This window comes from Kribbella sp. NBC_00359 (assembly GCF_036097425.1).
Classification (GTDB): domain Bacteria; phylum Actinomycetota; class Actinomycetes; order Propionibacteriales; family Kribbellaceae; genus Kribbella.
The window spans coordinates 5,550,298-5,577,018 of record NZ_CP107975.1; the positions used below are offsets into that span (position 1 = coordinate 5,550,298).

A 26,721-nucleotide genomic window follows, 5' to 3' on the forward strand; every position below is an offset into this window, starting at 1 on the left:
TGTGGACAACTCGGCCGCCGATGATGTTGCCGCGGACAACGATCGTTGGCACGACGTTGCCGCGGACAACCGCCGGGACGGCGTCAGTTGCGCATGTGCTTGCCGCGGGACGGTTTGTGCTGCTCGTGCGGCGGTGTGCGCACCGCCCGCAACTCGTTCGGATCGGGCCGGATCGCCTGCAGGCCGCCGGTCCCGGGATCGGTGTCGCCGATGTCGAAGTCCCAGCTGTCCTCGTTCGCCAGCCGGCTGTGCCAGCGCCCGTACAGGCCGTAGATCGCCAGTCCGATCGCCATCCAGATGCCGAACTTCGTCCAGGTGCTGGTCTTCAGGTTGAGCATCAGCCACAGCGTCGCGGCCAGCGACAGCAGCGGGATCAGCGGCACCATCGGCACCCGGAAGCCGCGCTCCAGGTTCGGCTCGGAGCGGCGCAGGGTGAGGACGCCGATCGCACAGAACGCGAAGCAGAACAAGGCGCCGATGACGAGCAACTCCTCCAGCTCCAGCACCTTCGGATAGAGCGTCAGCGCCAGGGCGGCGAGGCCGGCAGCGGCCGCCGCGCGGGCGGGGGAGGAGTAGACCCGGCTGACTCGACCAAGGCTCTTCGGCAGGAGACCATCACGGCCCATGTTGAACAGGACGCGGCTCTGCGCGATGAGAACAACCATGATCACCGTCATCAGCGCCAGCAGGGCGCCCAGGTTGACCACCTTCGCGGCCCAGCCGACACCGACCGCGGCCATCGCCTCCGAGACCGGTGCGCTGCCACCCAGCTTGCCGTACGGGCGCATTCCGACCAGTACGACGGCCATCGCGATGTAGAGGATCGTGACGGCGCCGACGCCGAGCAGCATGCCTTGCGGAACCGTCTTGCGCGGGCTGCGCGCGTCCTCGGACGCGGTCGCGATCAGGTCGAACCCGATGTAGGCGAACACGATCGAGCTGGCCGCGGTGAAGATGCCCATGATCCCGAAGGAGCCGAACGACGAATCCAGGATCCAGCCGAGCAACGTCGGACTGGCGGCCGCGGGCGCGGCCCGGGCCATCGGCACGAACGGGTGGTAGTTGGCCATGTTGATGTGCGCGGCGCCGACGATCACGACCAGCAGGATCACGGCGACCTTGGCGATCACCACGACCGTCAGCACCCGGGCCGACAGCTTGGTGCCGGTCACGATCAACGCGGTCAGGATCAGCAACAGCACCGGGGCGACGAGGTTGACCTCGGCGTTCGGGCCGAAGAACTTGGCCACACCGGTGGGCAGCGTGATGCCGAATCCGTCCAAGGTGGCCAGGAAGTACGCCGACCAGACGCGGGCGACGATGGCCGCCGCGGTGACGAGCTCGAGCACGAGCGCCCAGCCGACCAACCAGGCCCACATCTCGCCGAAGGTCACATAGCTGAAGGTGTACGCGCTACCCGAAACAGGAATGGTGGACGACAGCTCGGCGTAGCAGGCCGCGGCCAGTACACACACGATCGCCGCGATCACGAACGAGATGATCACGGCCGGGCCGGCGACCGTGGCCGCCTGGTTACCGCTGATGCTGAAGATGCCGGACCCGATCATCACGCCCAGGCCAAGTACAACCAGGTCGCGACGACCGAACAAGCGCGGCAGACGGTGTCGCGCGTCCTCGACTCGAGTGAACGCCGACTCGACCGGCAGGCGCCGGCCTACGGTCTGTCCGTTCGCTGAGGGGGCCATGGTCAGGGGTGCCTCCGTTGCTACTAGGGCAATCGGGCCGAACAGTAGTCGACCGTCGGGCTATCGACCAGACCTCCTCTCCTCGACCCCCGCGCGGTGGCTTGCGATGCCGGGCCGGCTCGCGCATCGTCGAGGCATGACGCCGGACGCTGTCAGCGCGAACCCCGACTGGCCGGAGGGTTTCGCTGCGTTACTGGCTGACTACGAACGGCATCTGACGGCGGAAAGAGACCTCAGCAGACATTCCGTCAGAGCCTACATCGGAGATGTCGCGGATTTACTCGAACATTTGATTCGGCTTGGTCACGATGATCTCGAGGCCCTCGACATCCGCGGGCTGCGCTCCTGGCTGGCCAAGCAGCAGAGCCTCGGCAAGGCGCGCAGCACGATGTCGCGGCGGGCCACGGCCGCGCGTGTCTTCACCGCGTGGGCCCATCGGACCGGTCGGATCAGCACGGATCCGGGGGCGTTGCTGGCGAGCCCGCGGCCGCACAAGACCCTGCCGGGCGTGCTGGGCCAGGCCGACACTCGAGCCGTCCTGGATGCCGCCGCGGTGGCAGCGGACGACGGCAGCCCGGTTGGCCTGCGCGATCTGGCGATCATGGAACTGCTGTATGCGACCGGTATCCGCGTCGGCGAGCTCTGCGCCCTCGACATCGACGACATCGACACGTCGCGTCGTGTCGTCCGCGTCTTCGGCAAGGGACGCAAGGAACGCTCCGTCCCGTACGGCGTGCCCGCGGCCGAAGCGCTCCAAAGATGGCTGGACGAGGCGCGACCGGGGTTGGCGCGACACGGCAGCGGCCCGGCTGTCTTCCTGGGTGCTCGCGGCGGCCGGATCGACCAGCGAGCGGTACGGCGTCTCGTCCACGAGCGGATCGGGGTCGTCGACGCGCCGGACCTGTCGCCGCACGGGCTCCGGCACACGGCCGCGACCCATCTGCTCGAAGGTGGTGCCGACCTTCGCAGTGTCCAGGAACTGCTCGGGCACGCGTCGCTGGCGACCACGCAGATCTACACCCACATCTCGACCGACCGGCTCCGCAAGGCCTACGAGCAGGCCCATCCTCGCGCCTGATCCGCGGCCGGGACGGGGTGTGGATGCGGCGCGGTGGCAGGGCGATGGGGCAGACTGCGGGACATGCGGGTTTCGGCGAAGTCTGACTATGCGTTGCGGGCGTTGATCGAGATCACTCAGCGATGGGTGGCGAACGATCCTTCGGTGGTGTCGGCCGAGGAACTCAGTCGCGCGCAGGGGATTCCGCACGGCTTCCTGCAGGGCATCCTCGCCGACCTGCGCCGCGCGGGCGTGCTGGTGAGTCAGCGTGGCCAGTCCGGCGGGTGGCGGCTGGCCGTCGATCCGAACGAGATCTCGGTCGCCGACGTGATGCGCGCGGTGGACGGACCGATCGTGAGCATCTCCGGGGTACGGCCCGAGAGCGTCGCGTACAACGAGCGGGCCGTCGTCCTGCAGCGGGTCTGGATCGCCGCGCGGGCCAGTCTGCGCGACGTGCTCGAGCACACCACGCTCATCGACCTCGCCAAGAACAAGCTCCCGGCCGGCGTCGAACGCCGCTCCCGCGACGAGGACGCCTGGCAGGCCCGGGTCCCCGGCAGCTGAGGCTCGCGCTCCGGCCCGGCCATTGCTACAGTGACGACTTATATAAGTCGAGGCTACAGGAGGGGTTTGATGGCTGAGCAGATCTCCACATTCCTGATGTTCGAGGGCAGGGCCGAGGAGGCGATGAACTTCTACGTGTCGCTCTTCGACGACGCAGAGGTCGTCTCGATCACTCGGTACGGCGCGGAAGGCCCCGGCCCCGAGGGGTCGGTGATGACCGCGGTGTTCACGCTGGCAGGGCAGCGGCTCATGTGCAGTGACAGCTTTGTGCAGCATCAGTTCACCTTCACTCCGTCGGTGTCGCTGTTCGTCGACTGCGCGGACGAGGCCGAGCTCGACCGGCTGTACGCCGCCCTGTCCGAGAAAGGCGGGGTGCTGATGCCGCTCGGGGAGTACGGCTTCAGCCGGAAGTTCGGATGGGTCAACGACCGCTTCGGGGTCTCATGGCAGGTCAATCTGCCCGCCTAGTTCTGGCTGGACTAGTGGCGTCTGATCAGCAGTCCGCCGGCGAGCATCAGGGCTGCGGTCGCGCCGACGATGGCGGTGGCGGTCCCCTCCCCGGCCCGGGACGTATCGTGTGGCGCGCCGGCACGACGCTCGGCGAGCGGGCTTGGCTGAGGTGCGGGAGCCGCCGCCCGTGGCGACGGATCTGGCCTGAGTGGAAGTAGGCGGACCGGGCGGTCGGGGACCAAGGTGAGCGGGTTGAGGTACTGCTTGCCCTGGATGAGGCCCCAGTGCAGACAGGTCGCGGGTCTGCAATGCGAGCCGGCGGCAGAGAGATGGCCGATCAGGGTGCCTGGGATCACGGCAGCGCCCACCGCCAGCGCCGGGACGACCGGCTCATAGGTCGTACGGCGAGGGCCGGTCGAGACCGTGACCACGCCGCGTCCCGCGAGCGGACCGGCGTACGTGATGGTGCCGGCGGTCGCTGCGAGGACGGGTTGGCCCGGGGTGCCGGCCAGGTCGACGCCACGATGGCCCGGGAGCCAGGGTTTGGCAGGGAGTTCGAAGCCTTGCACGACCTGTGGTCGTGGCTGGAGGGGCCACACCTGTCGCACCGGCGGGGCCGCGGTGGCGGGTGGGGAGGTTCCGAGAGTCAGGGCGGCTGTGGTCAGGGTCAGGAGGATGAGCTTCATACCCTGGAACATGCCGTCGGGACGGGCGGTTGCGGACAGTGAGTTCGTGGCCTGTGGACAACCGGTGGCCGGTTCGCCTTCGGCGGGGCTGGTCCCGTACACTTCCGGTGGCGTCCCATGTGAGTGGGACGACTACGCATGCCCGCACAACAGCGCGTTTCCCTCGGTCCCGGGACCTCCCGGGTGGGTTCGTGCGACGGGCATCAGGAGCGGCGGGCCACCCGGTTCGGCGCGAGACAACCGAGAACAGCGCCCGCGCGAGCAGCCGGGCGCGACAGGAGGAACACCCTCATGGCCGTCGTGACCATGAAGCAGCTCCTTGAGAGCGGCGTGCACTTCGGGCACCAGACCCGGCGCTGGAACCCCAAGATGAAGCGCTACATCCTCACCGAGCGCAACGGCATCTACATCATCGACCTGCAGCAGTCGCTGTCGTACATCGACCGCGCCTACGAGTTCGTTCGTAGCACGGTCGCCTCCGGCGGCGCGATCCTGTTCGTCGGCACCAAGAAGCAGGCCCAGGAAGCCATCGCCGAGCAGGCGACCCGGGTCGGCATGCCGTACGTGAACCAGCGCTGGCTGGGCGGCATGCTCACCAACTTCCAGACCGTGAACAAGCGGCTCCAGCGGCTCAAGGAACTGGAGCTGATCGACTTCGACGACGTCGCGGCCTCCGGTGTCACCAAGAAGGAGCTGCTGCAGAAGCGGCGCGAGCACGACAAGCTGCTGAAGACCCTCGGCGGTATCCGCGACATGGCCCGGGTTCCGGCCGCCGTGTGGATCGTGGACACCAAGAAGGAGCACCTCGCGGTCGACGAGGCGCGCAAGCTGAAGCTGCCGATCATCGGCATCCTGGACACCAACTGCGACCCGGACGAGGTCGACTTCCCGATCCCGGGCAACGACGACGCGATCCGTTCGGTCGGCCTGCTGACCCGCGTGGTCGCCGACGCCGTCGCCGACGGTCTGATGTCGCGTGGTGGCCAGGGCGCCGCCGCGGCCGGCGAGGAGCTGGGCGCCGAGGAGCCGCTGGCCGCCTGGGAGCGGGAGCTGCTGGAGAGCCAGAACGGCACCACCAAGGCCGCTGACGCCCCGGCCGCTGCCGAGGCTCCGGCTGCCGAGGCTCCGGCTGCCGAGGTTCCGGCCGCTGAGGCTCCGGTTGCCGAGGCCCCCGCCGCGGAGGCCCCGGCCGCCGAGGTGCTGACCGAGCCGATCGCGACCGACGCCGTCGTGGTCGAGGGGACCGAGTCCGAGGCCAAGGCCGAGGAGACCCCGAAGGCCGACGAGGCCTGACAGCCATGGATGCCGCCCGGTCCGCCGGGCGGCACCCCGCTGCGCCGCATGGTCCGCAACCGGGCCTGCCCCGCCCATCCAGCCGCATCGACAAGACGAGAGAACGAGGAATGGCGAACTACACCGCCGCTGACGTGAAGAAGCTCCGCGACGCCACCGGCGCGGGCATGATGGACGCGAAGAAGGCGCTCGAGACCACCGACGGCGACTTCGAGAAGGCGATCGAGGAGCTGCGCATCCACGGCGCGGCCAAGGCTGCCAAGCGTGGCGCCGAGCGGTCCGCCACCAACGGCCTGGTGGCCGCGGCGGAGAACGCGCTGGTCCAGCTCAACTGCGAGACCGACTTCGTCGCCAAGAACGAGCAGTTCCAGCAGCTGGCCGCCGACATCGTCGCGCACGCGTCGGCGAGCAAGGTCGGCGACGTCGAGGGCCTGCTGAACGAGAAGCTGACCGACGGCAAGTCGGTCGCCGAGAACATCGAGGCCCTGGCCGCCGTCATCGGCGAGAAGCTGGAGCTCGGCAGGGTGGCCGTGTTCGACGGTCAGGTGACGGCGTACATGCACAAGCGCGCCGCGGACCTGCCGGCCCAGGTCGGCGTGCTGGTCGAGTTCGAGGGCGACAACGTCGAGGCCGCTCGCGGTGCCGCCATGCAGGCCGCCGCGATGCGCCCGCTCTACACCACCCGCGACGAGGTCCCGGCCGAGACGGTCGAGAACGAGAAGCGGATCGCCGAGGCGACCGCCCGCGAGGAGGGCAAGCCGGAGCAGGCCCTGCCGAAGATCGTCGAGGGCCGGGTGAACGGGTTCTTCAAGGACGTCGTGCTGCTCGAGCAGGCGTCGGTCCAGGAGAGCAAGAAGTCCGTGAAGGCCGTGCTCGACGAGGCCGGTGTGACCGTGAAGCGGTTCGCCCGCTTCGAGGTCGGCGCCTGATCGCAGGAAAAGCACAGTTCTTCATCGACGAGGAGGCCGGAATCGTGACGGAAACCCTGGGTACCGAGACGAGTCCGGCCTCGCCGTTCGCGCCCGCCTACCACCGGGTGCTGTTGAAGCTCTCGGGTGAGGTGTTCGGCGGCGGCAAGCTCGGCGTCGACCCCGACGTGGTGAACTCGATCGCCAAGCAGATCGCGGAGGTGGCCCGGTCCGGTGTCCAGGTCGCCGTCGTGGTCGGTGGCGGCAACTTCTTCCGCGGCGCCGAGTTGCAGCAGCGCGGGATGGAGCGCAACCGGGCCGACTACATGGGCATGCTGGGCACGGTGATGAACTGCCTGGCGCTGCAGGACTTCCTGGAGAAGCTCGGGATCGAGACCCGGGTGCAGACCGCCATCACGATGGGCCAGGTCGCCGAGCCGTACATCCCGCGCAAGGCCGAGCGGCACCTGGAGAAGGGCCGCGTGGTGATCTTCGGCGCCGGCTCCGGCATGCCGTACTTCTCCACCGACACCGTCGCCGCCCAGCGCGCGCTGGAGATCGGCGCCGAGGCGCTGCTGATGGGCAAGCAGGGCGTGGACGGGGTGTACGACTCCGACCCGAAGAAGAACCCGGACGCGGTGAAGTTCGACCAGCTGTCCTACGACGACTTCCTGGCCCGTGGCCTGCGGGTGGCCGACGCGACCGCGATCAGCCTGGCCCGCGACAACGCGCTGCCGATCGTGATCTTCGGGCTCGAGGAGGGCAACATCGCCCGGGTCGTCAACGGCGAGAAGATCGGCACCGTCGTTTCCCCGGGCCAGTAGCCCCAGGTACGCCGTACGCGCCCGTACCACTAGGATCGTTCGACACGGGTGGATGTCCGTTATCTGGTAAACCTGCGTTCGTAGGGTTCCCGTGTTCGTTGGTTGGAGTGGCCGCGCCGAGGCGGCCCTGAGGAAGCGAGGAATGTCGTGATCGACCAAGCTCTCCGCGAAGCCGAGCAGAAGATGGCGAAGGCCGTGGAGGTCGCGAAGGACGACTTCGCCGCGATCCGCACCGGCCGGGCGCACCCGCAGATGTTCGCGGGTCTGCTGGCCGACTACTACGGCACGCCGACGCCGCTGCAGCAGCTGGCCGGTTTCCAGGTGCCGGAGCCCCGGACCGTGCTGATCTCGCCTTACGACAAGGGCGCGATGGTGGCGATCGAGAAGGCCATCCGCGACTCCGACCTGGGTGTCAACCCCGGCAACGACGGTGCGGTGATCCGCGTGATCATGCCGCAGCTGACCGAGGAGCGGCGCAAGGAGTACATCAAGGTCGCCAAGACCAAGGCCGAGGAAGCCAAGGTCTCGGTCCGCAACATCCGCCGGCACGCGATGGATCAGGTGCACAAGACCGTCAAGGACGGCGATGCGGGCGAGGACGAGGGCAAGAGTGCTGAGAAGCGGCTCGACGGGTTGACGAAGAAGTACGTCGACTCGATCGACGAGCTGCTCAAGCACAAGGAAGCCGAACTGCTCGAGGTGTGATGGGCGTCGAGAGCACGCCCGCGCCGAGTCCCAGCCCGAGCCGCGCCGGGCGGAACCTGCCTGCGGCGATCGCCGTGGGTGTCGGCCTCGGCGCGCTGATCCTCGGATCGCTGTTCTGGCAGAAGGTGCTGTTCACCGTCCTGGTGCTGGCGGTCGTACTGATCGCCGTCGACGAGATGATCAAGGCCCTGCGCACCGGCGGGGCGATCATCCCGCGGGTCCCGCTGTTCGTCGGTACGACGGCGATGCTGGTGTCGGCGTACTTCGGCGGACCGCTGGCGCTGCTGGTCGCGCTCGCGCTGACCGTGCTCGGGACGATCTTCTGGCGGATGCCGGGCGGGTCGATCGGGTTCGTGCGGGACGCGAGCGCCGGGGTGTTCCTGATCGGCTACGTGCCGCTGCTGGCCGGGTTCGCGATCCTGCTGGTCCAGCCGGAGGTGGACGGCCCCGAGCGGGTGGTCACCTTCTTCCTGGTCGTGGTCGCCAGTGACGTCGGCGGTTACGCGGCCGGTGTTCTGTTCGGCAAGCACCCGATGGCGCCGACGATCAGCCCGAAGAAGTCCTGGGAGGGCTTCGCCGGCTCGGTGCTCGCCTGCATCGGAGCCGGTATCGCCTCGGTCGTCTGGCTGCTCGACGGGGACTGGTGGGCCGGTGCGATCGTCGGTGCGGTCGCCGTGCTGACCGCCACGGTCGGCGACCTCGCCGAGTCGATGATCAAGCGCGACCTCGGCATCAAGGACATGTCGAACCTGCTGCCCGGTCACGGCGGGGTGATGGACCGGCTCGACTCGTTGCTGGCGACGGCGCCCGCGGTCTGGCTGTTGCTGCATGTCCTGGTGAAGCCATGACGGTCGCACCGGACGGACGGTCCCTGGTGGGCGGCGTCGTACGGCTGGACCGGCTGCGGGACAGCGACATCGAGGAGCTGTACGCCGCGATCGGCAACGAAGAGGTGTACGCCGGGGGATTCGGCGGCGGCCGTGCGCCGGAGAGCGTGGAGGCGATGCGGGCCGGGTGGATCCCGGCTGCGGCGAAGCGGTTCGCCTACGCGGTCCGGTTGGTTGCCGACGGCACGGTTGTCGGTACGTCGAGCCTCGGGGACGTCGACCTGGTCAACGAGAGCATCCACCTCGGCTGGACCGGCTACGCGCCGGCGGTCTGGGGTACGGCGGTCAATCCGGCGACGAAGCTGCTGTTACTCCAGCATGCCTTCGAGGACTGCGGATTCGGCCGGGTGAAGATCCAGACTGGCTCGAAGAACACCAGGTCTCAGGCAGCCATCGCGAAGCTCGGTGCGACGCGCGAGGGCGTGCTGCGCCGGCACAAGAGACTGGCCGACGGTTCGTTCCGCGACACTGTCGTGTTCTCGATCCTGGCCGATGAGTGGCCTGAGGTCCGCAAGGGCCTAGAGGCGCGCATCAACCGGTAGCGCCAGCTCCGCGAGGGCCGCGTACGACGCCAGCAAGTCAGCCCGGTCGTAGGTGTTGGTGGTGATCAACACTTCGTCGACGGCGGTACGGCGTACCAGACCGCCGAGTGCTGTGTCGACCTCGTCAGGCGTGCCGTAGATCTGGCCACGGAGACCGTTCTCGAAGAACTCTTGCTCGCGAGCGGTCATCTCGGATGGCATGTCCGGCTGCAAAGGCGGGAACACGCCACGGGTACGTGAGTAAGCGCTGGCCCATGCCTCGGGCAACAGGATCTGCCGGGCAGCTTCGGTGGTTTCCGCGACCGCGGCGGTGACGGCGAGGATCACATAGGGTTCCGGCGCCCAGGCCGATGGTTGGAAGCTCGTGCGGTACTCGTCGAGGGTCGCGAGCACCTGAGACTCGGAGCGAGCGGCGAGGACGACCGGGAGGCCCAGAGAAGCTGCGATCGCAGCGCCTTCGCCGACCGCGAGGATGAACGGTGGGATGTGCAGACCTTCGCCGGGGCGGGCGTGGACCTGGTTCTGCTGGGTGCCGGCGAGATACGCCAGCAGTTCGCGGACCTGGGCGGCGAAGTCTTCGGTCGCATCCTTCTCGACGCCCAGGGCACGACGGATGCCGTTCGTGAAGCCGACTGATCGGCCGAGGCCCATGTCGATGCGGCCGGGGTAGAGCGACTCCAGCACTCCGAACTGTTCGGCCACCACGAGCGGCCGGTGGTTCGGCAGCATCACACCGCCGGTGCCGACGCGGATGCGATTAGTGCGGGCGGCTACTGCCGCAGCCAGCACAGTGGGAGCGGAGCCGACCACTCCGGGCACGCTGTGGTGCTCTGACACCCAGAAACGCTTGTAGCCAAGCTCTTCGACCTGCTGAGCCAGCTCGACGGTCGCACGCAGTGTCTCGGCTTCTGTCTCACCTACTCGCGTTCGCGAGCGGTCCAGCACGGACAGGGGAACGCCGGAGAGTGCAGCCATGATGCAGAGTCCAACGGGCGCGGCAGAACCGTCATTCCCCCAGCAGGGCCTGAAGGTCCGAGCGGAAGCGTTCCCCGTCGCGCAGGGGAGCGAGGAACTCGCGCTCCACCTCGAGCCGGATCCGTTCGGCCGTTGCGTAGGTGGATTCGCCCAGCTCGGTCAGCACCACGACGTTGCGGCGCCGGTCCTCGGGGCTCCGTCGGCGCTCCACGAATCCTCGGTCCTCCAGGCCGTCGAGGAGGTCGCCGATCGAGGTCCGGTCGACCCGGAGCCTGGATGCGACCTCGAGCTGTGACAGCGGCTCGCCGGACGCGACTGCGGACAGCACGGCCAGATCGCGGCCGTTCAGCCCGTGCGGAGCCAGCGCCTTGGTCTGCGCCTCGGTCAGCCGCGCCAGGACGTGTTTGAGCAGATACCCCAGCCGGTCCGACACCATACGAGCAAATCTACCGGCAACCTGATCATCAGGAGCGCTGATCATCAGTTATCCTGATGATTATGGAACTGTCCTTCGGTCTGAAGACCACCCCCATGCATGTCCCGTACGCCGACATCCAGCGCGTTTGGCTGGAGGCCGACGAAGTCCCGCAGCTCCGTGACGCCTGGCTGTGGGACCACTTCCTGCCGCTGGCCGGCCCGAAGGATGGCGACGTCCTCGAAGGCTGGACGCTGCTCACCGCGCTGGCCGCACAGACGACCCGGCTCCGGCTCGGGTTGCTCGTCACCAGCAACCGCATCCGCCCGCCGGCCGTGCTCGGCAAGATCGCCAGCACGCTGGACGTGATCTCTGGTGGACGGCTGATCATGGGTCTGGGCGCCGGCGGTACGCAGCAGCCGGGCGGTGTGGGCGGCATCCCGGGCCCCAACCCGGCGATTGCGGAGTACGCGGCGTACGGCCTGACGCTCGTACCGCCGGGGGAGGGCGTGGATCGGCTGCGCGAGACGATCGAGATCCTGCGCGGGATGTGGACGCAGGACGTCTTCGACTTCCACGGCCGCTACTACACGCTCGAGGAGAACCGGAACGAACCGAAGCCGATCCAGCGACCGGGTCCGCCGCTGCTGATCGGCGGCTGGGGCAACCGGATGATGCGGCTGATCGCGGAGTACGCCGACATCTGGAACGTCAGCGGCCCGCCGCACACCGACTTCGACGTCCTGACCGATCGCGTACGGCGGCTGGACGCGGAGTGCGCGCGGATCGGCCGCGACCCGGGCACGATCAGCCGGTCACTGCAGCAGACCGTCTCGTACGACGATCCGGCGTCGACCCGGGCGATCTCGCACCGCGCCGTCGGACTGGGGTTCGATCACATCGTGCTGTCGCTGCCGAGGCCGTATCCGGAGCGGGCGGTGCGCTGGCTGGTCCGGGAAATCATCGAGCCCGTGGAGGAGGCTGCCGCCTGACCTTTCGAGCTAGGTGGAAAGGGTTGGTGAATTTTCTACACAGTCACGGATGAGTGTGTCAGCATCAAACAAGAGACGACCCGCCCCGGTCGTCCCGTGAGGCTGAGGAGCTGACATGAGAAGTCATCCGAGCACCACGACGAAGTTGAAGGCCGCCCTCGGCGGTCTGGCCCTGATCGCGGCCGCGGCGCTGCCGATGGCAGCCACTCCGGCGACCGCCGCACCCACGCTGTCCGCGGAAACGGTCGCAGCGACCAAGACGGTGCCGTCGCTCGGCTACTCGACGCAGACCGTCAAGACGCTGAACATCGACTTCCAGTACCAGCAGACCGGGTACTGGTGCGGTCCGGCGGCGACCCGGATCGCGCTGTCGGCCCGGATCTCGCCGCCGAGCCAGCAGCAGCTGGCCAACGAGCTCCCGACCACCACGAACGGCACCGACTGGATCGGGCAGGTGACCCGGGTGCTGAACAACCACCTCGGCACCGGCTGGTACGAGACCAAGGAGATGCCGAACGACCCGCCCACCCAGGCACAGCGTGACCTGCTCTGGCGCGACGTCGTCCTCGACATCGACAACAACTACCCGATCGTCGCCAACATCGTTGCCCCGGCCAACAACCACCCGCCGGGCTACCCGAACTACACGATCTACCACTACTTCACCGTGATCGGGTACGACTCCAGCGACATGACCGTGCTGATCGCCGACCCGGCCGGCTTCGCCCCGACAGCGACGTACTGGCTCACCTTCAACCAGCTCGCCACCCTGATCCCGCCGAAGGGCTACTCGGCCTGATGTGGAACGCCGTACTCACCGGCCGCCGCCGGTGAGTACGGTTTCCTCTGTGATCAGGGAACCGCGGTTGGAGATCGAGTACTGCACGCAGTGCCGGTGGTTGTTGCGGGCGGCCTGGACCGCGCAGGAGTTGCTGACCACCTTCCCGAAGGAGCTCGGGGAGGTCGCGCTGATTCCGGGGACCGGTGGCGTCTTCGAGGTGCGGCTGGACGGGGAGACGTTGTGGTCGCGCAAGGCGGAGGGTGGATTCGCCGAGATCCCCACGCTGAAGCAGCTGGTGCGTGATCGGATCGCGCCGGACCGCAAGCTCGGTCACTCGGATCGCAAGGAGCCGGCCGCCGAGAGCTGACCGGGGCTGTGATTCTGGGCACGTGGGGGATGTGAATTTGTGAATGTGGTCGGCGGCAAGGGACAATCGAGGACGTTATGACTACCTCCCTTCCTCTTGTCTTCGATGAGCCGCGCCGTGCCAAGAAGCCGCCGCGGCATCTGGCCGACCTCACCGGGGAGGAGCGGCGTACGGCGGTCGCCGCGCTGGGAGAGCCCGCATTCCGGGCCAAGCAGCTGTCGAACCACTACTTCTCCCGGCTGGTGTCCGACCCGGCCGAGATGACCGACCTGCCGGCCGCGACCCGCGACAAGCTGGTCGCGGAGCTGATGCCGCCGCTGCTGACCCGGGTGCGCGACCTGGAGTGCGACAACGGGGAGACCCGCAAGACGCTGTGGAAGCTGCTCGACGGTTCGCTGGTCGAGTCCGTCCTGATGCGGTATCCGGGTCGCACCACCATGTGCGTGTCCTCGCAGGCCGGGTGCGGGATGGCGTGCCCGTTCTGTGCGACCGGCCAGGCCGGACTGACGCGCAACATGACCACGGCCGAGATCGTCGAGCAGGTCGTCGACGGTGCGCGGGCGCTGTCCCGCGGTGAGATCGCCGGCGGGCCGGGGCGCGTCAACAACATCGTGTTCATGGGCATGGGCGAGCCGATGGCCAACTACAAGGCCGTGATCGGCGCGGTGCGGCGGTTCACCGATCCGTCGCCGGAGGGCCTCGGGATCTCGGCACGTGGTGTGACCGTGTCGACGGTCGGACTGGTGCCGCGGATCAACCAGCTCGCGACCGAGGGGATCCCGGTCACGCTCGCGCTGTCGCTGCACGCGCCGGACGACGAGCTGCGGGACGAGCTCGTGCCGATCAACAACCGCTGGAAGGTCGACGAGGTGCTCGACGCCGCCTGGGCGTACGCGCGGCAGACCAAGCGCCGGGTGTCGATCGAGTACGCGATGATCCGCGACATCAACGACCACGCCTGGCGGGCCGACCTGCTGGCGGAGAAGCTGCGGGCCCGCGGCGACTGGGGCTGGGTGCACGTCAACCTGATCCCGCTCAACCCGACCCCCGGTTCCAAGTGGACCGCCTCCGACCCGGCCGACGAGCGCGAGTTCGTCCGCCGCCTCGAGGCCGGCGGCATCCCCACCACCGTCCGCGACACCCGCGGCCAGGAGATCGACGGCGCCTGCGGCCAGCTCGCAGCCGCCAACAAGTGATCACGCGAGGTTGTTGAGGACCTTCGCCAGCGCTGTGGGTTGGGAGAACATCGGCCAATGTCCGGTGGGTAGTTCCACGAGCTCCCAGGACGGCGACGTGAGTTGCTCGGCGACGTCGGACGACGGCGTGGCGCCGTCCATCAGGCACTTGATGTAGGTCGTGGGGAGCTCGCCGATCGGGCGGGCCAGCTGAGCCGGCTCGGAGATCGACCGGCCGGGGTGCGGGGTACTGCGGGAGACGATCAAGGCGACGCTCTCGTCGGAGAGGTCCTGGCCGACGTAGTCCTCAGCCGTCAATGGTGGCCAGTAGCCGCCGGACTCCTCCAGTTGCCCCCGCACCCACGCCTGCCCCTCCTCGGACCAGCCGTCGAGGAACGACTTCCCGTCGGTGGGGATGTTCGAGTCGACGTACACCACTCGCCGCAGCCGATCGCCGATCCGCCCGGCCGCCTGACCGGCCGGGATCCCGGAGTAGCTGTGGCCCGCGAGTACGACGTCCTGCAGGTCGTTGTCCTCGATCACCGCCACGATGTCGTCGACATGCTCCTGCTGACCGGCGTCCGGACCATGCCGCTCGGCCACCCCACTCAGCGTCACCGGGTAGACCCCGTGCCCTTCCGCACGCAGCGCCGCGGCCACGTCGTCCCACGCCCACGCCCCGAGCCACGCCCCCGGCACCAACACGAAGTTCGTCATGCAGCGCACCGTAGATGACGCCACCGACAGTTCAGCTGACCAGCCTGGCGGCCTCGTCGATGGTGTCGACGAGCCGGATGGATCGGGCCATCGGCCGGTCAGCAGACAGCGACTGCAGTAGGGGCCACACGGGGAGCTTCACGGTCCAATGGTCGATGCCGACGAGGATGAGGGGGATCTGGGTCGCCGGGTCGCCGTAGTAGTTCGGTGTGACGGCCTGGAAGACCTCCTGTACGGTGCCGGCCGCGCCAGGCAGGTAGATGATGCCGCCACGTGCCCGGCTGAGCAGGACGTCCTCACGCTGCGCGTTGGAGAAGTACTTCGCGATGGCCGACGCGAACACGTTCGGCGGCTCGTGGCCGTAGAACCACGTCGGGACGGACACACCACCGTCGCCCGGGAACTCACGCCGTACGGCGAGACCCGCGGCAGCCCACGCGGCCACAGACGGTTTGAACGACGGTACGCGCGCTAGTCCGGCGAGTGCACGCTCGATGGCGGCGTCGTCGTATTCGGAGAGTGACGCACCGAGGTTGGCGGCCTCCATTGCACCAGGGCCGCCGCCGGTGACCACCATGCGCTTGCGGCGGGCGAGCGTACGACCGAGGAGCACAGCGGCTCGATAGCTGTCGTCGCTCCGGAGTACGCCGTGGCCGCCCATCACACCCACCCAGCGCTCGTTGCCGAGCAGATCGTCGACCGCATCGCCGATGGCGTGGTCGTGGAGGGCCGCGGCGAGGGTCCGGCTGGTGTCGCCCTTCTCGTCGTGCTGCCGGGACCACGCGTAGATCCGGGCGTCCGGTGTGGCGTCGTACCCGTGCTCGAGGCCGGCGTACAGCTCGTCGGCGTCGTACAGCGTGCCGCGATACGCGTCGAAGGGGAGGGACGGGATCGCCGGAAAGACGAGTCCGCCGCCGTCGCGGATCCAGCTGTCCGCCTTCTCCTCCAGCAGACAGCCGAGGAACAGGGCGCCCATCGGGCGCAGGCCGAGCAGTTCGGCCGTCCGGCCGGTCAGGTCTACCGACTGCACCCGCCACCCGTCCATCGAGGTGGCCCCGGCAGCGACGATCCGGTCGAAGTGCTCCAGGGACTCGATGTCCACATGCGGAATGCTCGGCATTGTCACGCAGAGCACCCTAACGGCCATAGGTGCCCACTATGAGCAAGCGGCGCGATGAGGTAATGCTTAGGCATGACACATGCGGAGCTCTGGGAGCGTCACAAGGCCGTCATGCCGGACTGGCTCGCGTTGTACTACGAGGAGCCGATCGAGATCGTGGAGGGTTCGGGCCGCCGGGTCACCGACGGTGAGGGCGCCACCTACCTCGACTTCTTCGCCGGCATCCTGACCAATGCGATCGGGTACGACATCGCGGAGATCTCCGACGCGGTGCGCGAGCAGCTCGGCAGCGGGATCGCTCACACCTCGACGGTGTACCTGATCCGCAAGCAGATCGAGCTGGCCGAGCAGATCGCCGAGCTGTCCGGCATCCCGAACGCCAAGGTCTTCTTCGCCAACTCCGGCACCGAGGCGAACGAGACGGCGCTGCTGCTCGCCACCCAGAACCGCCGCTCCAACCAGGTGCTGGCGATGCGGAACTCCTACCACGGCCGCGCCTTCGGGACCGTCGCGATCACCGGCAACCGCGGCTGGTCCGCGAGCAGCCTGTCCCCGGTCAACGTGCAGTACGTCCAGGGCGCGTACCGGTACCGCAGCCCGTTCCGCGACCTGCCCGACGCGGACTACATCAAGGTCTGCGTCGACGACCTGCGCAACGTCATCGAGACCACCACCGCCGGCGACGTCGCCTGTCTGATCACCGAGCCGATCCAGGGCGTCGGCGGGTTCTCGTCACCCCCGGACGGCTTGTACGGCGCCTTCAAGGAGGTGCTCGACGAGTTCGGGATCCTCTTCATCTCCGACGAGGTGCAGACCGGGTGGGGGCGGACCGGTGAGCACTTCTGGGGGATCCAGGCGCACGACGTCGTACCGGACGCGATGACGTTCGCGAAGGGACTCGGCAACGGGTTCGCGATCGGCGGCGTGGTCGCCCGGCCCGACCTGATGGACAGCATCAAGGCGAACTCGCTGTCCACGTTCGGCGGCAACCCGATCTCGACCAGCGCGGCGAAGGCGACCATCGACTACCTGCTCGACCACGACCTGCAGGCGAACGCGGCCAAGCGCGGCGCCCAGCTGACCGACGGACTGCGCGGCATCTCCGAGGAGTTCCCCGAGCTCGGCGACGTCCGCGGCAAGGGCCTGATGCTGGCCGCCGAGATCGTGAAGCCGGACGACAACAGCCCCGACGCCGCCACGACCGCCAAACTCCAGCAGGAGACCAAGAACCGCGGCCTCCTGGTCGGCAAGGGCGGCCTCTACGGCAACGTCCTGCGGATGGCGCCGCCGATGACCCTGACCGAAGACGAGACCGCCGAGGCCCTGGAGATCATCCGGGACTCCTTCAACACCCTCCGCTGACCCGAGAAGAGCCCCTCCCGAGGGAGGGGCTCTTCTCCGGTCAGATCGTGGGGATGGCTCCGGCTGCCGCCCTGGCGACGGCGGCTTGGTCGATCTGGTCGGGGGCGATGGGGCCGCCGGCGGAGCGGCCGCGGCGGCGCGTCAGGCCCTCGACCCACTGGGCGAGCCGGCCGAGCAGATAGTTCAGGATCACGAAGATCGCGCCGACGACGATCAACGCCGGAAGCAGGTTCGACTTGTAGTTGCCGATCTGCTCCGCCTTCCGGAGCAGTTCCTCGTACGTGATGATGTAGCCGAGCGCGGTGTCCTTCAGGATCACCACCAGCTGGCCGACGATAGCGGGCAGCATCGCGGTGATTGCCTGCGGCAACAGGATCAGCCGCATCGTCTGCCCGCTGGTCAGGCCGATCGCCTTCGCCGCCTCTTCCTGCCCCTTCGGCAGCGAGTAGACGCCGGACCGGACGAGTTCGGCGACCACCGCGCCGTTGTACAGCGTGAGGCCGGTGACGACCGCGGCCAGGGCTAGCCGATCCGGCGGGACCACCTCGTAGTTGGCGTACAGGGCGTAGGTGAACAGCATCATCAGCAGCACCGGCACCGAGCGGAAGAACTCGACGATCACGCTGCAGGGCCACCGGATCCACGCCGCGAGCGAGAGCCTTCCGATCCCCAGCAGGGTCCCGAAGACCAGCGCCAGGACGACCGAGATGGCGGCCGCGGTGAGCGTGCCGATCAGGCCGGGGATCAGGTACTGGGTCCAGATCTCGCCGGTCAGGAACGGCTTCCACTTCGCCGCGGTGAGCTGCCCCTTCTCGTTGAACTTGGCGAGGACGAACCACAACACCAGGAGCAGCACGACGATGCTGCCCACGCCGACGGCGGTGTACAGGCGCTTGGCCCGCGGGCCGGGCGCGTCGAACAGAACGCTGCTGTTGCTCATCGCTTCACCGCCAGCCGCTTGGACATCGAGGTGAACAGCACGCCGACCGGCAGCGTCAGGATGACGAAGCCGACCGCGAAGATGCCGAAGACCACGAAGATCACGTCGGGCCGGTTCTCCATCATCACCTTCATCACCGCGGAGGCCTCGGTCACGCCGATCACGGAGGCGACCGTAGAGTTCTTGGTCAGCGCGATCAGCACGTTGCCCAGTGGGGCGATCGCACCGCGGAACGCCTGCGGGAGGACGACGTACCGCAGCGTCTTCAGGAACGGCAGGCCGATCGCCCGGGCCGCTTCGGCCTGGCCGAGAGGCACGGTGTTCACGCCGCTGCGGATCGCCTCGGCCACGAACGACGCGTGGTAGACCGACAGGCCGAGGACGGCGAGCCGGAAGTTGTTGTCGGTGATGAAGGTGTTCGAGTCCTTGTTCGCCAGCGAGACGCCCAGCTGCAGGAACAGCCCGAGGTTGCAGAACACGATGACCAGGGTCAGCGGGGTGTTCCGGACGATGTTCACGTAGGCGGAGCCGATCACCTGCAGCACCCGGACCGGGGAGACCCGCATCACCGCCACCACGGTGCCGATCACGAGAGCGAAGAACGCCGACAGCAGCGTGAGGTAGATGGTCGTCCGGAAGGCTTGCAGACCGTCGTACTCGACGAAGAACTCCGAAATCACGTCCATGTTTCTCCAGCTGGGAACGAGGTGGAGATCAGCACGCCGGGGAGAGACCGCGCGAGCGGCCTCTCCCCGGCGATGTCAGATCAGGCGCAGGCGTCGAAGGTCTTCGGCGGGTTCGTCGCCGGGTCGAGCTTCAGCCCGGACGACCCCAGGTTCTTGTCGAAGGCCTTCTGCCACTCGCCGGAGTCGACCATCTTCTTCAGCGCGTCGTTGACCTTGGTGCAGGTCTCGGTGTCGCCCTTCTTCAGGCCGACGCCGTACCGCTCGGTCGAGAACGTCTTGCCGACCACCTTGAACTTGCCCTGGTTGGCCGCCTGCGAGGCGTAGCCGGCCAGGATGGTGTTGTCGGTGGTCACCGCGTCGATCGCGCCGGCGCCGAGCGCCTCCACGCACTTGGAGTAGGTGTCGTACTCCTGCAGCTGCACGGTCTTAGCGAACTTGTCCTTGACCTTCTGCGCCGAGGTCGAGCCGGTCACCGAGCACAGCTTCTTGCCGTTCAGCGTCTCCGGACCGGTGATATCGGTGTTGTCGGCCTTGACCAGCAGGTCCTGGCCGGCGGTCAGGTACGGACCGGCGAAGGACACCTTCTCCTTGCGCTTGTCGGTGATCGAGTAGCTCGCGAAGATCATCTTGACCTGGCCGTTGGCCAGCAGCGTCTCGCGCTGGGCCGACGGGGACTCCTTGAACGTGATGTCCTCGTTGTAGCCGAGCTCCTTGGCGACGTACTTCGCGACGTCGACGTCCATGCCGGTGTAGTTCGCGCCTTCCTTCAGGCCGATACCGGGCTGGTCGAACTTGATACCGATGGTGACCTTCTCGCCACCGCTGGAGCCCGCGACCGAGTCGGAGCCCGAGTCGTCGCCGCAAGCGACCAGTCCGGTCGCGGCCAAGCCCGCGATGCCGAGGGCAGCGATGATTCGCTGTCGCATGTCATTTCCTCCGTATGTATCGGTACTGCTGGGAACGGCGCGAACGGTCAGTGGGTGAGGATCTTCGAGAGGAAGTCCTGCGCCCGCTTGGTCTGCGGATCGGTGAAGAACTTCTCCGGCTCGGCTTCCTCGACGATCTGACCGTCGGCCATGAAGACGACCCGGTTGGCCGCCCGGCGGGCGAAGCCCATCTCGTGGGTGACCACGACCATCGTCATGCTCTGGCCGGCCAGGTCGACCATCACGTCGAGGACCTCTTTGATCATCTCCGGGTCCAGGGCCGAGGTCGGCTCGTCGAACAGCATCACCTTGGGATCCATCGCCAGGGCGCGGGCGATCGCCACCCGTTGCTGCTGGCCACCGGACAGCTGCGCCGGATACTTGTCGGCCTGGGCGGTGACGCCGACGCGGTCGAGCAGACCGCGGGCCTTCTCGTCCGCCTCGGCCTTGGACAGACCGCGCACCTTCGTGGGACCGAGGGTGACGTTCTGCAGGATCGTCTTGTGCGCGAACAGGTTGAACGACTGGAACACCATGCCGACGTCGGCGCGCAGCTTGGCCAGGGCCTTGCCCTCGCTGGGCAGCGGCTGCCCGTCGAGTGTGATGCTGCCGTCGTCGATCGGTTCCAGCCGGTTGATCGCGCGGCAGAGCGTGGACTTTCCGGACCCGGACGGACCGATCACCACGACGACCTCGCCCTTGACGATGGACAGGTTGATGTCCTTCAGGACGTGCAGCTCGCCGAAATGTTTGTTGACCCCGGTCAGCGCGACCAGACCGGTTTTCGTCAAGGTACCGGAATCGCTCATGGCCCAGAACCTAGCGGAGCCTAGGGTTCGGTCGCAGCGCTGGGCGGTTCCACGGTGGTAACGATCTGCAATAACCGGCGCGTACTGTGATCGAGGACTCACAGGCTGTCCACCTGTATTACTGCCCGATGTGAACCGGTCAGGCGGGACCCGTCAGGTGACGATTCCGTAGTCGCGAATCTTGCGGTAGATGGTCGCCCGCGACATCCCCAGCGCGGCCGCCGCGGCCTGCTTGTCGCCGTCGTACATCGACAGCGCGTCGACGATCGCGTCCCGCTCCAGCGCCTCGATCGGCGTCAACTGCCGACGGGTCGTGGCCCGGCACTCGGGTGGCAGGTCGGCCAGCTCGACCACGCCGGACCGGCGTCGCCTGGCGACCGCCGTGAGTACGGCGCGTAGGTGAGTGATGTTGCCCGCCCACGGCAGCCGCATCAACTGGTTCATCGTCGTGGTGGAGAAGGTGAGGTCGCTGACGCCGGACTTGGCCAGCAGCGATCGGACCAGCGCCGGAATGTCTTCGAGATGGTGCCGTAGCGGAGGTACTTCGACGGTCCGGGGGAAGAACGCCAGCAGTTGGTCGGCGATCTCGGACCGGTCCGCCGGCAGGGTGAGCGCGACCCAGGCGTCCCCGGCGATCGCGCCGTCGCGAACGTTCTGCAGTACGTCGGTGAGGCCGTAGAGGACCTCGCCGGTCAAGAGGTTGGCCCGCCGGATGATCAGGTCGGAACCGGATTCCAGCTCGGCTCGGGCCTCGGCCGGCAGGTCGTCGCCGGTCACCGCGGGATCGAGAACGGCCAGCCGCCGATCGGGGGACACGTGCCGGCGGACCGCGCGCAGCAGGGACAGCTTGCCCGCTCCCGGTTCGCCGTCGGCGATCAGCCACTCGGACCGGCGGCACGCGTCCAGCATCTCCTGGGTGACGTGCTGCCAGACCGCGCTGGACCCGGTCGTGCCAGGAACCAGCGGGGCACGGGCGGGTTGCTGACTGCGGGCCGGTGGCCGTTGCTCCTTGATCTGGATGACGCCGCCGGCCAGGGTGTCGCCGAGGAAGGTCGGCCGGTAGGCCAGCCGGGCGGTCGTCCCGCTGGGCAGGTCGGTCAGGATCACCAGCGGCTTCGTGCCACCCCGCGCGTCCCGGGTCCGGTCGATCAGCGCCGCCTGGTCGACGGCGTCGAACCGCGCCTGTGCGTAGGCGTTCATCATGAACACCTCGTCGCCGAGCGCGAGCACCGGGCCGCCGCTGTGCCGGCAGGCGGCGTAGTAGTCGCTCAGCAGCGCGTGGTCGAGCGCGTTCGCCTCCTCGACGACCCGTTCGTGGATACGGCGGGCCGCGAGCTTGGCGAACGACAGCAGGATCGAGTTCGAGTTCCGGGCCTGGGTGGTGATGTCCAGTACGCCGAGCAGGCCGCCGGTGACCGGATGGGTGATCGGCGCCCCGGCGCAGGAGAACATCCGCAGCTTGTCGTTGTAGTGCTCGGGCCCGTGAATCAGGATCGGTCCGCCCACCTCGAGCGCCGTACCGATCCCGTTGGTCCCGACCTCGGACTCGGCGTACTGGAATCCGGGCGCGAGGTCGACGGAGTCCAGCCGGCGCAGCAGGGACGGGTCGCCGCCGCGGCGGTCGAGGACGACGCCCTTCGCGTCGGTCAGGATGATGCAGACCGGCTCGTTGGTGAGCTCCGACGACAGCGCGTCGATGACCGGCCGGGCTGCCCGCATCAGCGTGGTCTCGCGGTCGATCCGGTCGAAGTACTTCGGGGCGGGGCGGTCGATGTCCACCTGGGACGCGTGTGAACGCTCCCATGAGACCCGGATCGGATCCCGGACCGGCTGTGCAGCGCCCATGGGTCGCCTCCTTCACGTCCGTCACCAGCGGAGTTCCCACCACGGTAGCCGCCCGCTGTGTGACCGCCATCTCACATTGAGACACGGACGCGGTCCCCGGACGGCTTTCATCCCTTCTTAACGCAGCCCGCCGTACCGCAGGAGCCGGGCCGAGAGCCGGCTCCCGATCATGGAGGCAGACATTGAGTAGGCAGAGTCTCACCAAGGCGCACGCCAAGATCACCGAGCTGTCGTGGGAACCGACCTTCGCGACCCCGGCGACCCGGTTCGGCACCGACTACACGTTCGAGAAGGCGCCGAAGAAGGACCCGCTGAAGCAGATCATGCGGTCCTACTTCCCGATGGAGGAGGAGAAGGACAACCGCGTGTACGGCGCCATGGACGGCGCCATCCGCGGCAACATGTTCCGCCAGGTGCAGCAGCGCTGGCTGGAGTGGCAGAAGCTGTTCCTGTCGATCATCCCGTTCCCGGAGATCTCCGCCGCCCGGGCGATGCCGATGGCGATCGACGCCGTACCGAACCCGGAGATCCACAACGGGCTCGCGGTGCAGATGATCGACGAGGTCAGGCACTCGACGATCCAGATGAACCTCAAGCGCCTGTACATGAACAACTACATCGACCCGGCCGGGTTCGACATGACCGAGAAGGCGTTCGCGAACAACTACGCGGGCACCATCGGCCGGCAGTTCGGCGAGGGGTTCATCACCGGTGACGCGATCACCGCCGCGAACATCTACCTGACCGTGGTCGCGGAGACCGCGTTCACCAACACGCTCTTCGTCGCGATGCCGGACGAGGCCGCGGCCAACGGCGACTACCTGCTGCCGACCGTCTTCCACTCGGTCCAGTCCGACGAGTCGCGGCACATCAGCAACGGCTACTCGATCCTGCTGATGGCACTCGCCGACGAGCGCAACCGGCCGCTGCTCGAGCGCGACCTGCGCTACGCATGGTGGAACAACCACTGCGTCGTGGACGCGGCGATCGGGACCTTCATCGAGTACGGCACGAAGGACCGCCGCAAGGACCGGGAGAGCTATGCGGAGATGTGGCGCCGGTGGATCTACGACGACTACTACCGCAGCTACCTGCTGCCGCTGGAGAAGTACGGGCTCACGATTCCGCACGACCTGGTCGAGGAGGCCTGGAAGCGGATCGTCGACAAGGGCTACGTGCACGAGGTCGCGCGGTTCTTCGCCACCGGCTGGCCGGTGAACTACTGGCGGATCGACGCGATGACCGACAAGGACTTCGAGTGGTTCGAGGAGAAGTACCCAGGCTGGTACTCGAAGTACGGCAAGTGGTGGGAGAACTACAACCGGCTCGCCTACCCCGGCAAGAACAAGCCGATCGCCTTCGAGGAGGTCGGGTACCAGTACCCGCACCGCTGCTGGACCTGCATGGTGCCGGCGCTGATCCGCGAGGACATGGTGGTCGAGAAGGTCGACGACCAGTGGCGCACGTACTGCTCGGAGACCTGCTACTGGACCGACGCGGTCGCCTTCCGCGGCGAGTACGACGGCCGCCCGACCCCCAACATGGGACGCCTGACCGGCTTCCGTGAGTGGGAGACCCTGCATCACAACAAGGACCTGGCCGACATCGTCCAGGACCTCGGGTACGTGCGTGACGACGGCAAGACGCTGATCGGCCAGCCGCACCTGGACCTGGACGACCCGAAGAAGATGTGGACCCTCGACGACGTCCGCGGCAACACGTTCATGAGCCCGAACGTGCTGCTGAACGAGATGTCCGACGCCGAGCGCGAAGCCCATGTGGCGGCGTACAAGGCGAACGGGACCACGGCGGCCTGAAGACCCCACCGAGCATCAGGAGGAGGCCGACATGGCCGACACCCACCGGATCCGCTTCGAACCGGTCGACATCGAGATGGACGTCACCGAGGACGACAAGATCCTCGACGCGGCGTTCCGGCAGGGCATCCACCTGATGCACGGCTGCAAGGAGGGGCAGTGCTCCGCCTGCAAGTCGTACGTCCTGGACGGTGACCTGCAGATGGAGCGCTACTCCACCTTCGCATGCAACGACGCCGAGGTGGCCGAGGGCTACGTGCTGCTCTGCCGGGCGCACGCCTTCAGCGACTGCACGATCGAGCTGCTCAACTACGACGAGGACGAGTTGCTCGGCGGCGTTCCGATCCAGACCGTGACCGCCCGGGTCCTGGCGATCGAACCGGTCACCCGCGACATCGTCTCGCTCCGGCTGAAGACGGAGCAGGCGTTCGAGTTCAGGCCGGGTCAGTACGTCGACATCACCATTCCCGGCACCGACGACCACCGCTCGTTCTCGATGGCGACCACCCAGTCGACGCCGGACGAGCTCGAGTTCCTGATCAAGAAGTACCCGGGCGGCCAGTTCTCGGCCCTGCTCGACGGCGAGCTCGCGGTCGGCGACGAACTGTCGCTGACCGGGCCGTACGGCTCGTCGACCCTGAAGGACGGCCATGTGCTGCCGGTCGTGTGCGTGGCCGGCGGGGCCGGGATGGCTCCCATCCTGTCCATCCTGCGGCACCTGCGGGAGACCGGCAGCACGCGTCCGGTCCGCTTCTACTACGGCGCTCGTACGGCGGCCGACCTGTTCTACCTCGAGGCGATCAAGGAACTCGGTGCGGAGCTCACCGGCTTCGAGTTCGTCGCCTGCCTGTCCGAGTCGGCTCAGGACGCGGACGGGCTGAAGGTCGAGGAAGGCAACGTCACGGAGATCGTCGAACGGCGGGAGGCCGAGCTGCACCGCAGCGAGGTCTACCTGTGCGGGCCACCCCCGATGGTCGACGCCGCCCTGGCGTTGCTGGAGGCAAGCAACGTGCCGAAGGACCAGGTCTTCTACGACAAGTTCACCAGCCCAGCGACTACCGATGGAGTCTGAGATGACAGAAACCAAGCAACGCAGCTTCCCGAAGATCGAGTTCACCGACTCCGAGGCCGGCGCGCTGGAGTTCCCCAGCTCGCAGAGCCGGTCGTACAACTACTACAAGCCGGCCAAGCTGCGCGCGACGATGTACGAGGACGTCACGGTCGACGTGCAGCCGGACCCGGAGCGGCACCTGAGCCAGGGCTGGATCTACGGCTTCGGCGACGGTCCCGGCGGCTACCCGAAGGAGTGGACCGCCGCGAAGTCCTCGAACTGGCACGCCTTCCTCGACCCGAACGAGGAGTGGAACCAGACGATCTACCGGAACAACTCCGCGGTCGTCCGGCAGGTCGACCTCGGCCTGCAGAACGCCAAGCGGGCCCGGGCGTACGACGCCTGGAACCCGGCCTGGCTGAAGTTCGTCGAGCGCAATCTCGGCGCCTGGATGCACGCCGAGAACGGTCTCGCCCTGCACGTGTTCACGAGCATCCAGCGGTCCGGTCCGACCAACATGATCAACACCGCAGTGGCCGTCAACGCCGCCCACAAGATGCGGTTTGCCCAGGACCTCGCCCTGTTCAACCTCGACCTGTCCGAGGCCGACGTACCGTTCGACGGCGCGGCCCACAAGGAGGTCTGGAAGAGCGCGCCGGAGTGGCAGCCGACGCGTGAGGTGGTCGAGCGGCTGACCGCCGTCGGCGACTGGTGCGAGCTGCTGTTCGCCACCAACATCGTGTTCGAGCAGCTGGTCGGGTCGCTGTTCCGCACCGAGCTGGTGATGCAGATCGCGGCCCGCAACGGCGACTACATCACGCCGACCATCGTCGGCACCGGCGAGCACGACTATGACCGCGACCTCGGCTACAGCCGCAACCTGTTCCGGCTGCTGACCCGGGACGCCGAGTTCGGCGAGAGCAACAAGGTGCTGTTCGGCGAGTGGCTCGCGACCTGGGTGCCGCGCTGCCTCGACGCCGCGCACGCGCTGCAGCCGATCTGGTCGCAGCCGGCCGACAAGTCGGTCACGTTCGCGGACAGCCTGGACGCGGCCAAGCAGAAGTTCCGTTCCCTGCTCGAGGATCTCGGGCTCGACACTCCGAAGGAGCTGGACCAGTGAG

Annotated in this window: 28 protein-coding genes; 17 read left to right on the forward strand and 11 right to left on the reverse strand. The window is 67.8% G+C overall.

The features are described 5' to 3' along the window. Positions 1 to 83: 83 nt before the first annotated feature. Positions 84 to 1,706, reverse strand: a complete 1,623-nt coding sequence (locus OG876_RS27185) for an APC family permease (RefSeq protein ID WP_442914028.1) — start codon at positions 1,704 to 1,706, stop codon at positions 84 to 86. 136 nt (positions 1,707 to 1,842) lie between these two features. Here OG876_RS27185 and OG876_RS27190 point away from each other — a divergent pair, with 136 nt between their 5' ends. The 3 genes from OG876_RS27190 (at position 1,843) to OG876_RS27200 (ending at position 3,795) form a co-directional block, all read left to right on the forward strand. Further along, positions 1,843 to 2,784 carry a tyrosine recombinase XerC gene (locus tag OG876_RS27190; protein ID WP_328519470.1) on the forward strand — a complete coding sequence of 314 codons (942 nt, stop codon included), beginning with the start codon at positions 1,843 to 1,845 and terminating at the stop codon, positions 2,782 to 2,784. 63 nt (positions 2,785 to 2,847) lie between these two features. Then, positions 2,848 to 3,327 (forward strand): RrF2 family transcriptional regulator, encoded by a 480-nt coding sequence (locus OG876_RS27195; RefSeq protein ID WP_328519471.1) that lies wholly within the window; start codon positions 2,848 to 2,850, stop codon positions 3,325 to 3,327. Between the two features lie 69 nt (positions 3,328 to 3,396). Then, complete coding sequence (locus OG876_RS27200) at positions 3,397 to 3,795, forward strand: VOC family protein (protein WP_328519472.1); 399 nt, start codon at positions 3,397 to 3,399, stop codon at positions 3,793 to 3,795. 11 nt (positions 3,796 to 3,806) lie between these two features. Here the strand turns inward: OG876_RS27200 and OG876_RS27205 are convergent, their stop codons facing one another. Beyond that, a complete protein-coding gene (locus OG876_RS27205; protein WP_328519473.1) occupies positions 3,807 to 4,463 on the reverse strand; it encodes a M23 family metallopeptidase in 657 nt (218 codons plus the stop codon). 291 nt (positions 4,464 to 4,754) lie between these two features. Between OG876_RS27205 and rpsB the strand changes: the two genes are divergently transcribed. The 6 genes from rpsB (at position 4,755) to OG876_RS27235 (ending at position 9,622) form a co-directional block, all read left to right on the forward strand. Further along, positions 4,755 to 5,756 (forward strand): 30S ribosomal protein S2, encoded by a 1,002-nt coding sequence (gene rpsB, locus OG876_RS27210; RefSeq protein WP_328519474.1) that lies wholly within the window; start codon positions 4,755 to 4,757, stop codon positions 5,754 to 5,756. A 110-nt stretch (positions 5,757 to 5,866) separates the two neighbouring features. Beyond that, a complete protein-coding gene (gene tsf, locus OG876_RS27215) occupies positions 5,867 to 6,685 on the forward strand; it encodes a translation elongation factor Ts (protein ID WP_328519475.1) in 819 nt (272 codons plus the stop codon). A 44-nt stretch (positions 6,686 to 6,729) separates the two neighbouring features. After that, a complete protein-coding gene (gene pyrH, locus OG876_RS27220; protein WP_328519476.1) occupies positions 6,730 to 7,488 on the forward strand; it encodes a UMP kinase in 759 nt (252 codons plus the stop codon). A 150-nt stretch (positions 7,489 to 7,638) separates the two neighbouring features. Then, complete coding sequence (gene frr / locus OG876_RS27225; protein ID WP_328526965.1) at positions 7,639 to 8,193, forward strand: ribosome recycling factor; 555 nt, start codon at positions 7,639 to 7,641, stop codon at positions 8,191 to 8,193. Next, positions 8,193 to 9,041, forward strand: coding sequence for a phosphatidate cytidylyltransferase (locus OG876_RS27230; RefSeq protein WP_328519477.1), 849 nt, complete (start codon positions 8,193 to 8,195; stop codon positions 9,039 to 9,041). Before frr ends, OG876_RS27230 begins: the two co-directional genes overlap by 1 nt. Next, the gene (locus OG876_RS27235; protein WP_328519478.1) at positions 9,038 to 9,622 is read left to right on the forward strand and encodes a GNAT family N-acetyltransferase; all 585 of its coding nucleotides are present in this window, start codon (positions 9,038 to 9,040) and stop codon (positions 9,620 to 9,622) included. The genes OG876_RS27230 and OG876_RS27235 overlap by 4 nt, the downstream gene beginning before the upstream one ends. Here OG876_RS27235 and OG876_RS27240 read toward each other — a convergent pair. Together OG876_RS27240 and OG876_RS27245 are read right to left on the reverse strand one after the other, a co-directional pair. Continuing rightward, positions 9,599 to 10,597, reverse strand: coding sequence for an LLM class flavin-dependent oxidoreductase (locus tag OG876_RS27240; protein WP_328519479.1), 999 nt, complete (start codon positions 10,595 to 10,597; stop codon positions 9,599 to 9,601). The two genes, OG876_RS27235 and OG876_RS27240, sit on opposite strands and share 24 nt — an antisense overlap. Before the next feature lie 31 nt (positions 10,598 to 10,628). After that, a complete protein-coding gene (locus OG876_RS27245) occupies positions 10,629 to 11,033 on the reverse strand; it encodes a MarR family winged helix-turn-helix transcriptional regulator (protein WP_328519480.1) in 405 nt (134 codons plus the stop codon). A 62-nt stretch (positions 11,034 to 11,095) separates the two neighbouring features. Here OG876_RS27245 and OG876_RS27250 point away from each other — a divergent pair, with 62 nt between their 5' ends. The 4 genes from OG876_RS27250 (at position 11,096) to rlmN (ending at position 14,348) form a co-directional block, all read left to right on the forward strand. Then, a complete protein-coding gene (locus OG876_RS27250; RefSeq protein WP_328519481.1) occupies positions 11,096 to 12,004 on the forward strand; it encodes an LLM class flavin-dependent oxidoreductase in 909 nt (302 codons plus the stop codon). 115 nt (positions 12,005 to 12,119) lie between these two features. Continuing rightward, a complete protein-coding gene (locus OG876_RS27255) occupies positions 12,120 to 12,803 on the forward strand; it encodes a C39 family peptidase (protein ID WP_328519482.1) in 684 nt (227 codons plus the stop codon). Positions 12,804 to 12,852: 49 nt separating this feature from the next. After that, positions 12,853 to 13,152 carry a SelT/SelW/SelH family protein gene (locus OG876_RS27260; RefSeq protein ID WP_328519483.1) on the forward strand — a complete coding sequence of 100 codons (300 nt, stop codon included), beginning with the start codon at positions 12,853 to 12,855 and terminating at the stop codon, positions 13,150 to 13,152. A 77-nt stretch (positions 13,153 to 13,229) separates the two neighbouring features. After that, complete coding sequence (gene rlmN / locus OG876_RS27265) at positions 13,230 to 14,348, forward strand: 23S rRNA (adenine(2503)-C(2))-methyltransferase RlmN (protein ID WP_328519484.1); 1,119 nt, start codon at positions 13,230 to 13,232, stop codon at positions 14,346 to 14,348. Here rlmN and OG876_RS27270 read toward each other — a convergent pair whose 3' ends face one another. Both OG876_RS27270 and OG876_RS27275 read right to left on the reverse strand, forming a co-directional pair. Continuing rightward, positions 14,349 to 15,044 carry an alpha/beta fold hydrolase gene (locus OG876_RS27270; protein WP_328519485.1) on the reverse strand — a complete coding sequence of 232 codons (696 nt, stop codon included), beginning with the start codon at positions 15,042 to 15,044 and terminating at the stop codon, positions 14,349 to 14,351. Positions 15,045 to 15,075: 31 nt separating this feature from the next. Next, the gene (locus OG876_RS27275) at positions 15,076 to 16,164 is read right to left on the reverse strand and encodes an LOG family protein (RefSeq protein WP_328526966.1); all 1,089 of its coding nucleotides are present in this window, start codon (positions 16,162 to 16,164) and stop codon (positions 15,076 to 15,078) included. A 72-nt stretch (positions 16,165 to 16,236) separates the two neighbouring features. Between OG876_RS27275 and OG876_RS27280 the strand changes: the two genes are divergently transcribed. Next, a complete protein-coding gene (locus tag OG876_RS27280; RefSeq protein WP_328519486.1) occupies positions 16,237 to 17,526 on the forward strand; it encodes an aspartate aminotransferase family protein in 1,290 nt (429 codons plus the stop codon). Between the two features lie 40 nt (positions 17,527 to 17,566). On the opposite strand, the gene OG876_RS27285 is transcribed toward OG876_RS27280, so the two are convergent. The 5 genes from OG876_RS27285 to OG876_RS27305 form a co-directional block, all read right to left on the reverse strand. Further along, positions 17,567 to 18,466: an amino acid ABC transporter permease gene (locus OG876_RS27285; protein WP_328519487.1), complete on the reverse strand. Its 900-nt coding sequence runs from the start codon at positions 18,464 to 18,466 to the stop codon at positions 17,567 to 17,569. Next, positions 18,463 to 19,152 carry an amino acid ABC transporter permease gene (locus OG876_RS27290; RefSeq protein ID WP_328519488.1) on the reverse strand — a complete coding sequence of 230 codons (690 nt, stop codon included), beginning with the start codon at positions 19,150 to 19,152 and terminating at the stop codon, positions 18,463 to 18,465. The genes OG876_RS27285 and OG876_RS27290 overlap by 4 nt, the downstream gene beginning before the upstream one ends. Before the next feature lie 80 nt (positions 19,153 to 19,232). Then, complete coding sequence (locus tag OG876_RS27295; protein WP_328519489.1) at positions 19,233 to 20,078, reverse strand: glutamate ABC transporter substrate-binding protein; 846 nt, start codon at positions 20,076 to 20,078, stop codon at positions 19,233 to 19,235. Between the two features lie 47 nt (positions 20,079 to 20,125). Then, on the reverse strand, positions 20,126 to 20,887 hold the full coding sequence (locus OG876_RS27300; RefSeq protein WP_328519490.1) for an amino acid ABC transporter ATP-binding protein: 762 nt from the start codon (positions 20,885 to 20,887) through the stop codon (positions 20,126 to 20,128). Positions 20,888 to 21,040: 153 nt separating this feature from the next. After that, entirely contained in the window at positions 21,041 to 22,732 is a 1,692-nt protein-coding gene (locus OG876_RS27305) for a sigma-54-dependent Fis family transcriptional regulator (RefSeq protein ID WP_328519491.1), read from the reverse strand. A 182-nt stretch (positions 22,733 to 22,914) separates the two neighbouring features. Here OG876_RS27305 and OG876_RS27310 point away from each other — a divergent pair, with 182 nt between their 5' ends. Genes OG876_RS27310 through OG876_RS27320 form a run of 3 tightly spaced genes read left to right on the forward strand, consistent with a single transcriptional unit; the run spans position 22,915 to position 26,720 of the window. Further along, positions 22,915 to 24,549, forward strand: coding sequence for a hypothetical protein (locus OG876_RS27310; protein ID WP_328519492.1), 1,635 nt, complete (start codon positions 22,915 to 22,917; stop codon positions 24,547 to 24,549). A 31-nt stretch (positions 24,550 to 24,580) separates the two neighbouring features. Beyond that, positions 24,581 to 25,621, forward strand: a complete 1,041-nt coding sequence (locus OG876_RS27315) for an FAD-binding oxidoreductase (protein WP_328519493.1) — start codon at positions 24,581 to 24,583, stop codon at positions 25,619 to 25,621. 1 nt (position 25,622) lies between these two features. After that, positions 25,623 to 26,720: an aromatic/alkene monooxygenase hydroxylase subunit beta gene (locus OG876_RS27320; protein WP_328519494.1), complete on the forward strand. Its 1,098-nt coding sequence runs from the start codon at positions 25,623 to 25,625 to the stop codon at positions 26,718 to 26,720. Position 26,721: the final 1 nt, after the last annotated feature.

What these genes read in the sequence shown, in the direction of transcription:
- OG876_RS27185 (WP_442914028.1), bottom strand. Translation starts at nt 1,706, where the DNA reads ATGGCCCCCTCAGCGAACGGACAGACCGTAGGCCGGCGCCTGCCGGTC.
- OG876_RS27190 (WP_328519470.1), top strand. Translation starts at nt 1,843, where the DNA reads ATGACGCCGGACGCTGTCAGCGCGAACCCCGACTGGCCGGAGGGTTTC.
- OG876_RS27195 (WP_328519471.1), top strand. Translation starts at nt 2,848, where the DNA reads ATGCGGGTTTCGGCGAAGTCTGACTATGCGTTGCGGGCGTTGATCGAG.
- OG876_RS27200 (WP_328519472.1), top strand. Translation starts at nt 3,397, where the DNA reads ATGGCTGAGCAGATCTCCACATTCCTGATGTTCGAGGGCAGGGCCGAG.
- OG876_RS27205 (WP_328519473.1), bottom strand. Translation starts at nt 4,463, where the DNA reads ATGAAGCTCATCCTCCTGACCCTGACCACAGCCGCCCTGACTCTCGGA.
- rpsB (WP_328519474.1), top strand. Translation starts at nt 4,755, where the DNA reads ATGGCCGTCGTGACCATGAAGCAGCTCCTTGAGAGCGGCGTGCACTTC.
- tsf (WP_328519475.1), top strand. Translation starts at nt 5,867, where the DNA reads ATGGCGAACTACACCGCCGCTGACGTGAAGAAGCTCCGCGACGCCACC.
- OG876_RS27230 (WP_328519477.1), top strand. Translation starts at nt 8,193, where the DNA reads ATGGGCGTCGAGAGCACGCCCGCGCCGAGTCCCAGCCCGAGCCGCGCC.
- OG876_RS27235 (WP_328519478.1), top strand. Translation starts at nt 9,038, where the DNA reads ATGACGGTCGCACCGGACGGACGGTCCCTGGTGGGCGGCGTCGTACGG.
- OG876_RS27240 (WP_328519479.1), bottom strand. Translation starts at nt 10,597, where the DNA reads ATGGCTGCACTCTCCGGCGTTCCCCTGTCCGTGCTGGACCGCTCGCGA.
- OG876_RS27245 (WP_328519480.1), bottom strand. Translation starts at nt 11,033, where the DNA reads ATGGTGTCGGACCGGCTGGGGTATCTGCTCAAACACGTCCTGGCGCGG.
- OG876_RS27250 (WP_328519481.1), top strand. Translation starts at nt 11,096, where the DNA reads ATGGAACTGTCCTTCGGTCTGAAGACCACCCCCATGCATGTCCCGTAC.
- OG876_RS27255 (WP_328519482.1), top strand. Translation starts at nt 12,120, where the DNA reads ATGAGAAGTCATCCGAGCACCACGACGAAGTTGAAGGCCGCCCTCGGC.
- rlmN (WP_328519484.1), top strand. Translation starts at nt 13,230, where the DNA reads ATGACTACCTCCCTTCCTCTTGTCTTCGATGAGCCGCGCCGTGCCAAG.
- OG876_RS27270 (WP_328519485.1), bottom strand. Translation starts at nt 15,044, where the DNA reads ATGACGAACTTCGTGTTGGTGCCGGGGGCGTGGCTCGGGGCGTGGGCG.
- OG876_RS27275 (WP_328526966.1), bottom strand. Translation starts at nt 16,164, where the DNA reads ATGCCGAGCATTCCGCATGTGGACATCGAGTCCCTGGAGCACTTCGAC.
- OG876_RS27280 (WP_328519486.1), top strand. Translation starts at nt 16,237, where the DNA reads ATGACACATGCGGAGCTCTGGGAGCGTCACAAGGCCGTCATGCCGGAC.
- OG876_RS27285 (WP_328519487.1), bottom strand. Translation starts at nt 18,466, where the DNA reads ATGAGCAACAGCAGCGTTCTGTTCGACGCGCCCGGCCCGCGGGCCAAG.
- OG876_RS27290 (WP_328519488.1), bottom strand. Translation starts at nt 19,152, where the DNA reads ATGGACGTGATTTCGGAGTTCTTCGTCGAGTACGACGGTCTGCAAGCC.
- OG876_RS27295 (WP_328519489.1), bottom strand. Translation starts at nt 20,078, where the DNA reads ATGCGACAGCGAATCATCGCTGCCCTCGGCATCGCGGGCTTGGCCGCG.
- OG876_RS27300 (WP_328519490.1), bottom strand. Translation starts at nt 20,887, where the DNA reads ATGAGCGATTCCGGTACCTTGACGAAAACCGGTCTGGTCGCGCTGACC.
- OG876_RS27305 (WP_328519491.1), bottom strand. Translation starts at nt 22,732, where the DNA reads ATGGGCGCTGCACAGCCGGTCCGGGATCCGATCCGGGTCTCATGGGAG.
- OG876_RS27315 (WP_328519493.1), top strand. Translation starts at nt 24,581, where the DNA reads ATGGCCGACACCCACCGGATCCGCTTCGAACCGGTCGACATCGAGATG.
- OG876_RS27320 (WP_328519494.1), top strand. Translation starts at nt 25,623, where the DNA reads ATGACAGAAACCAAGCAACGCAGCTTCCCGAAGATCGAGTTCACCGAC.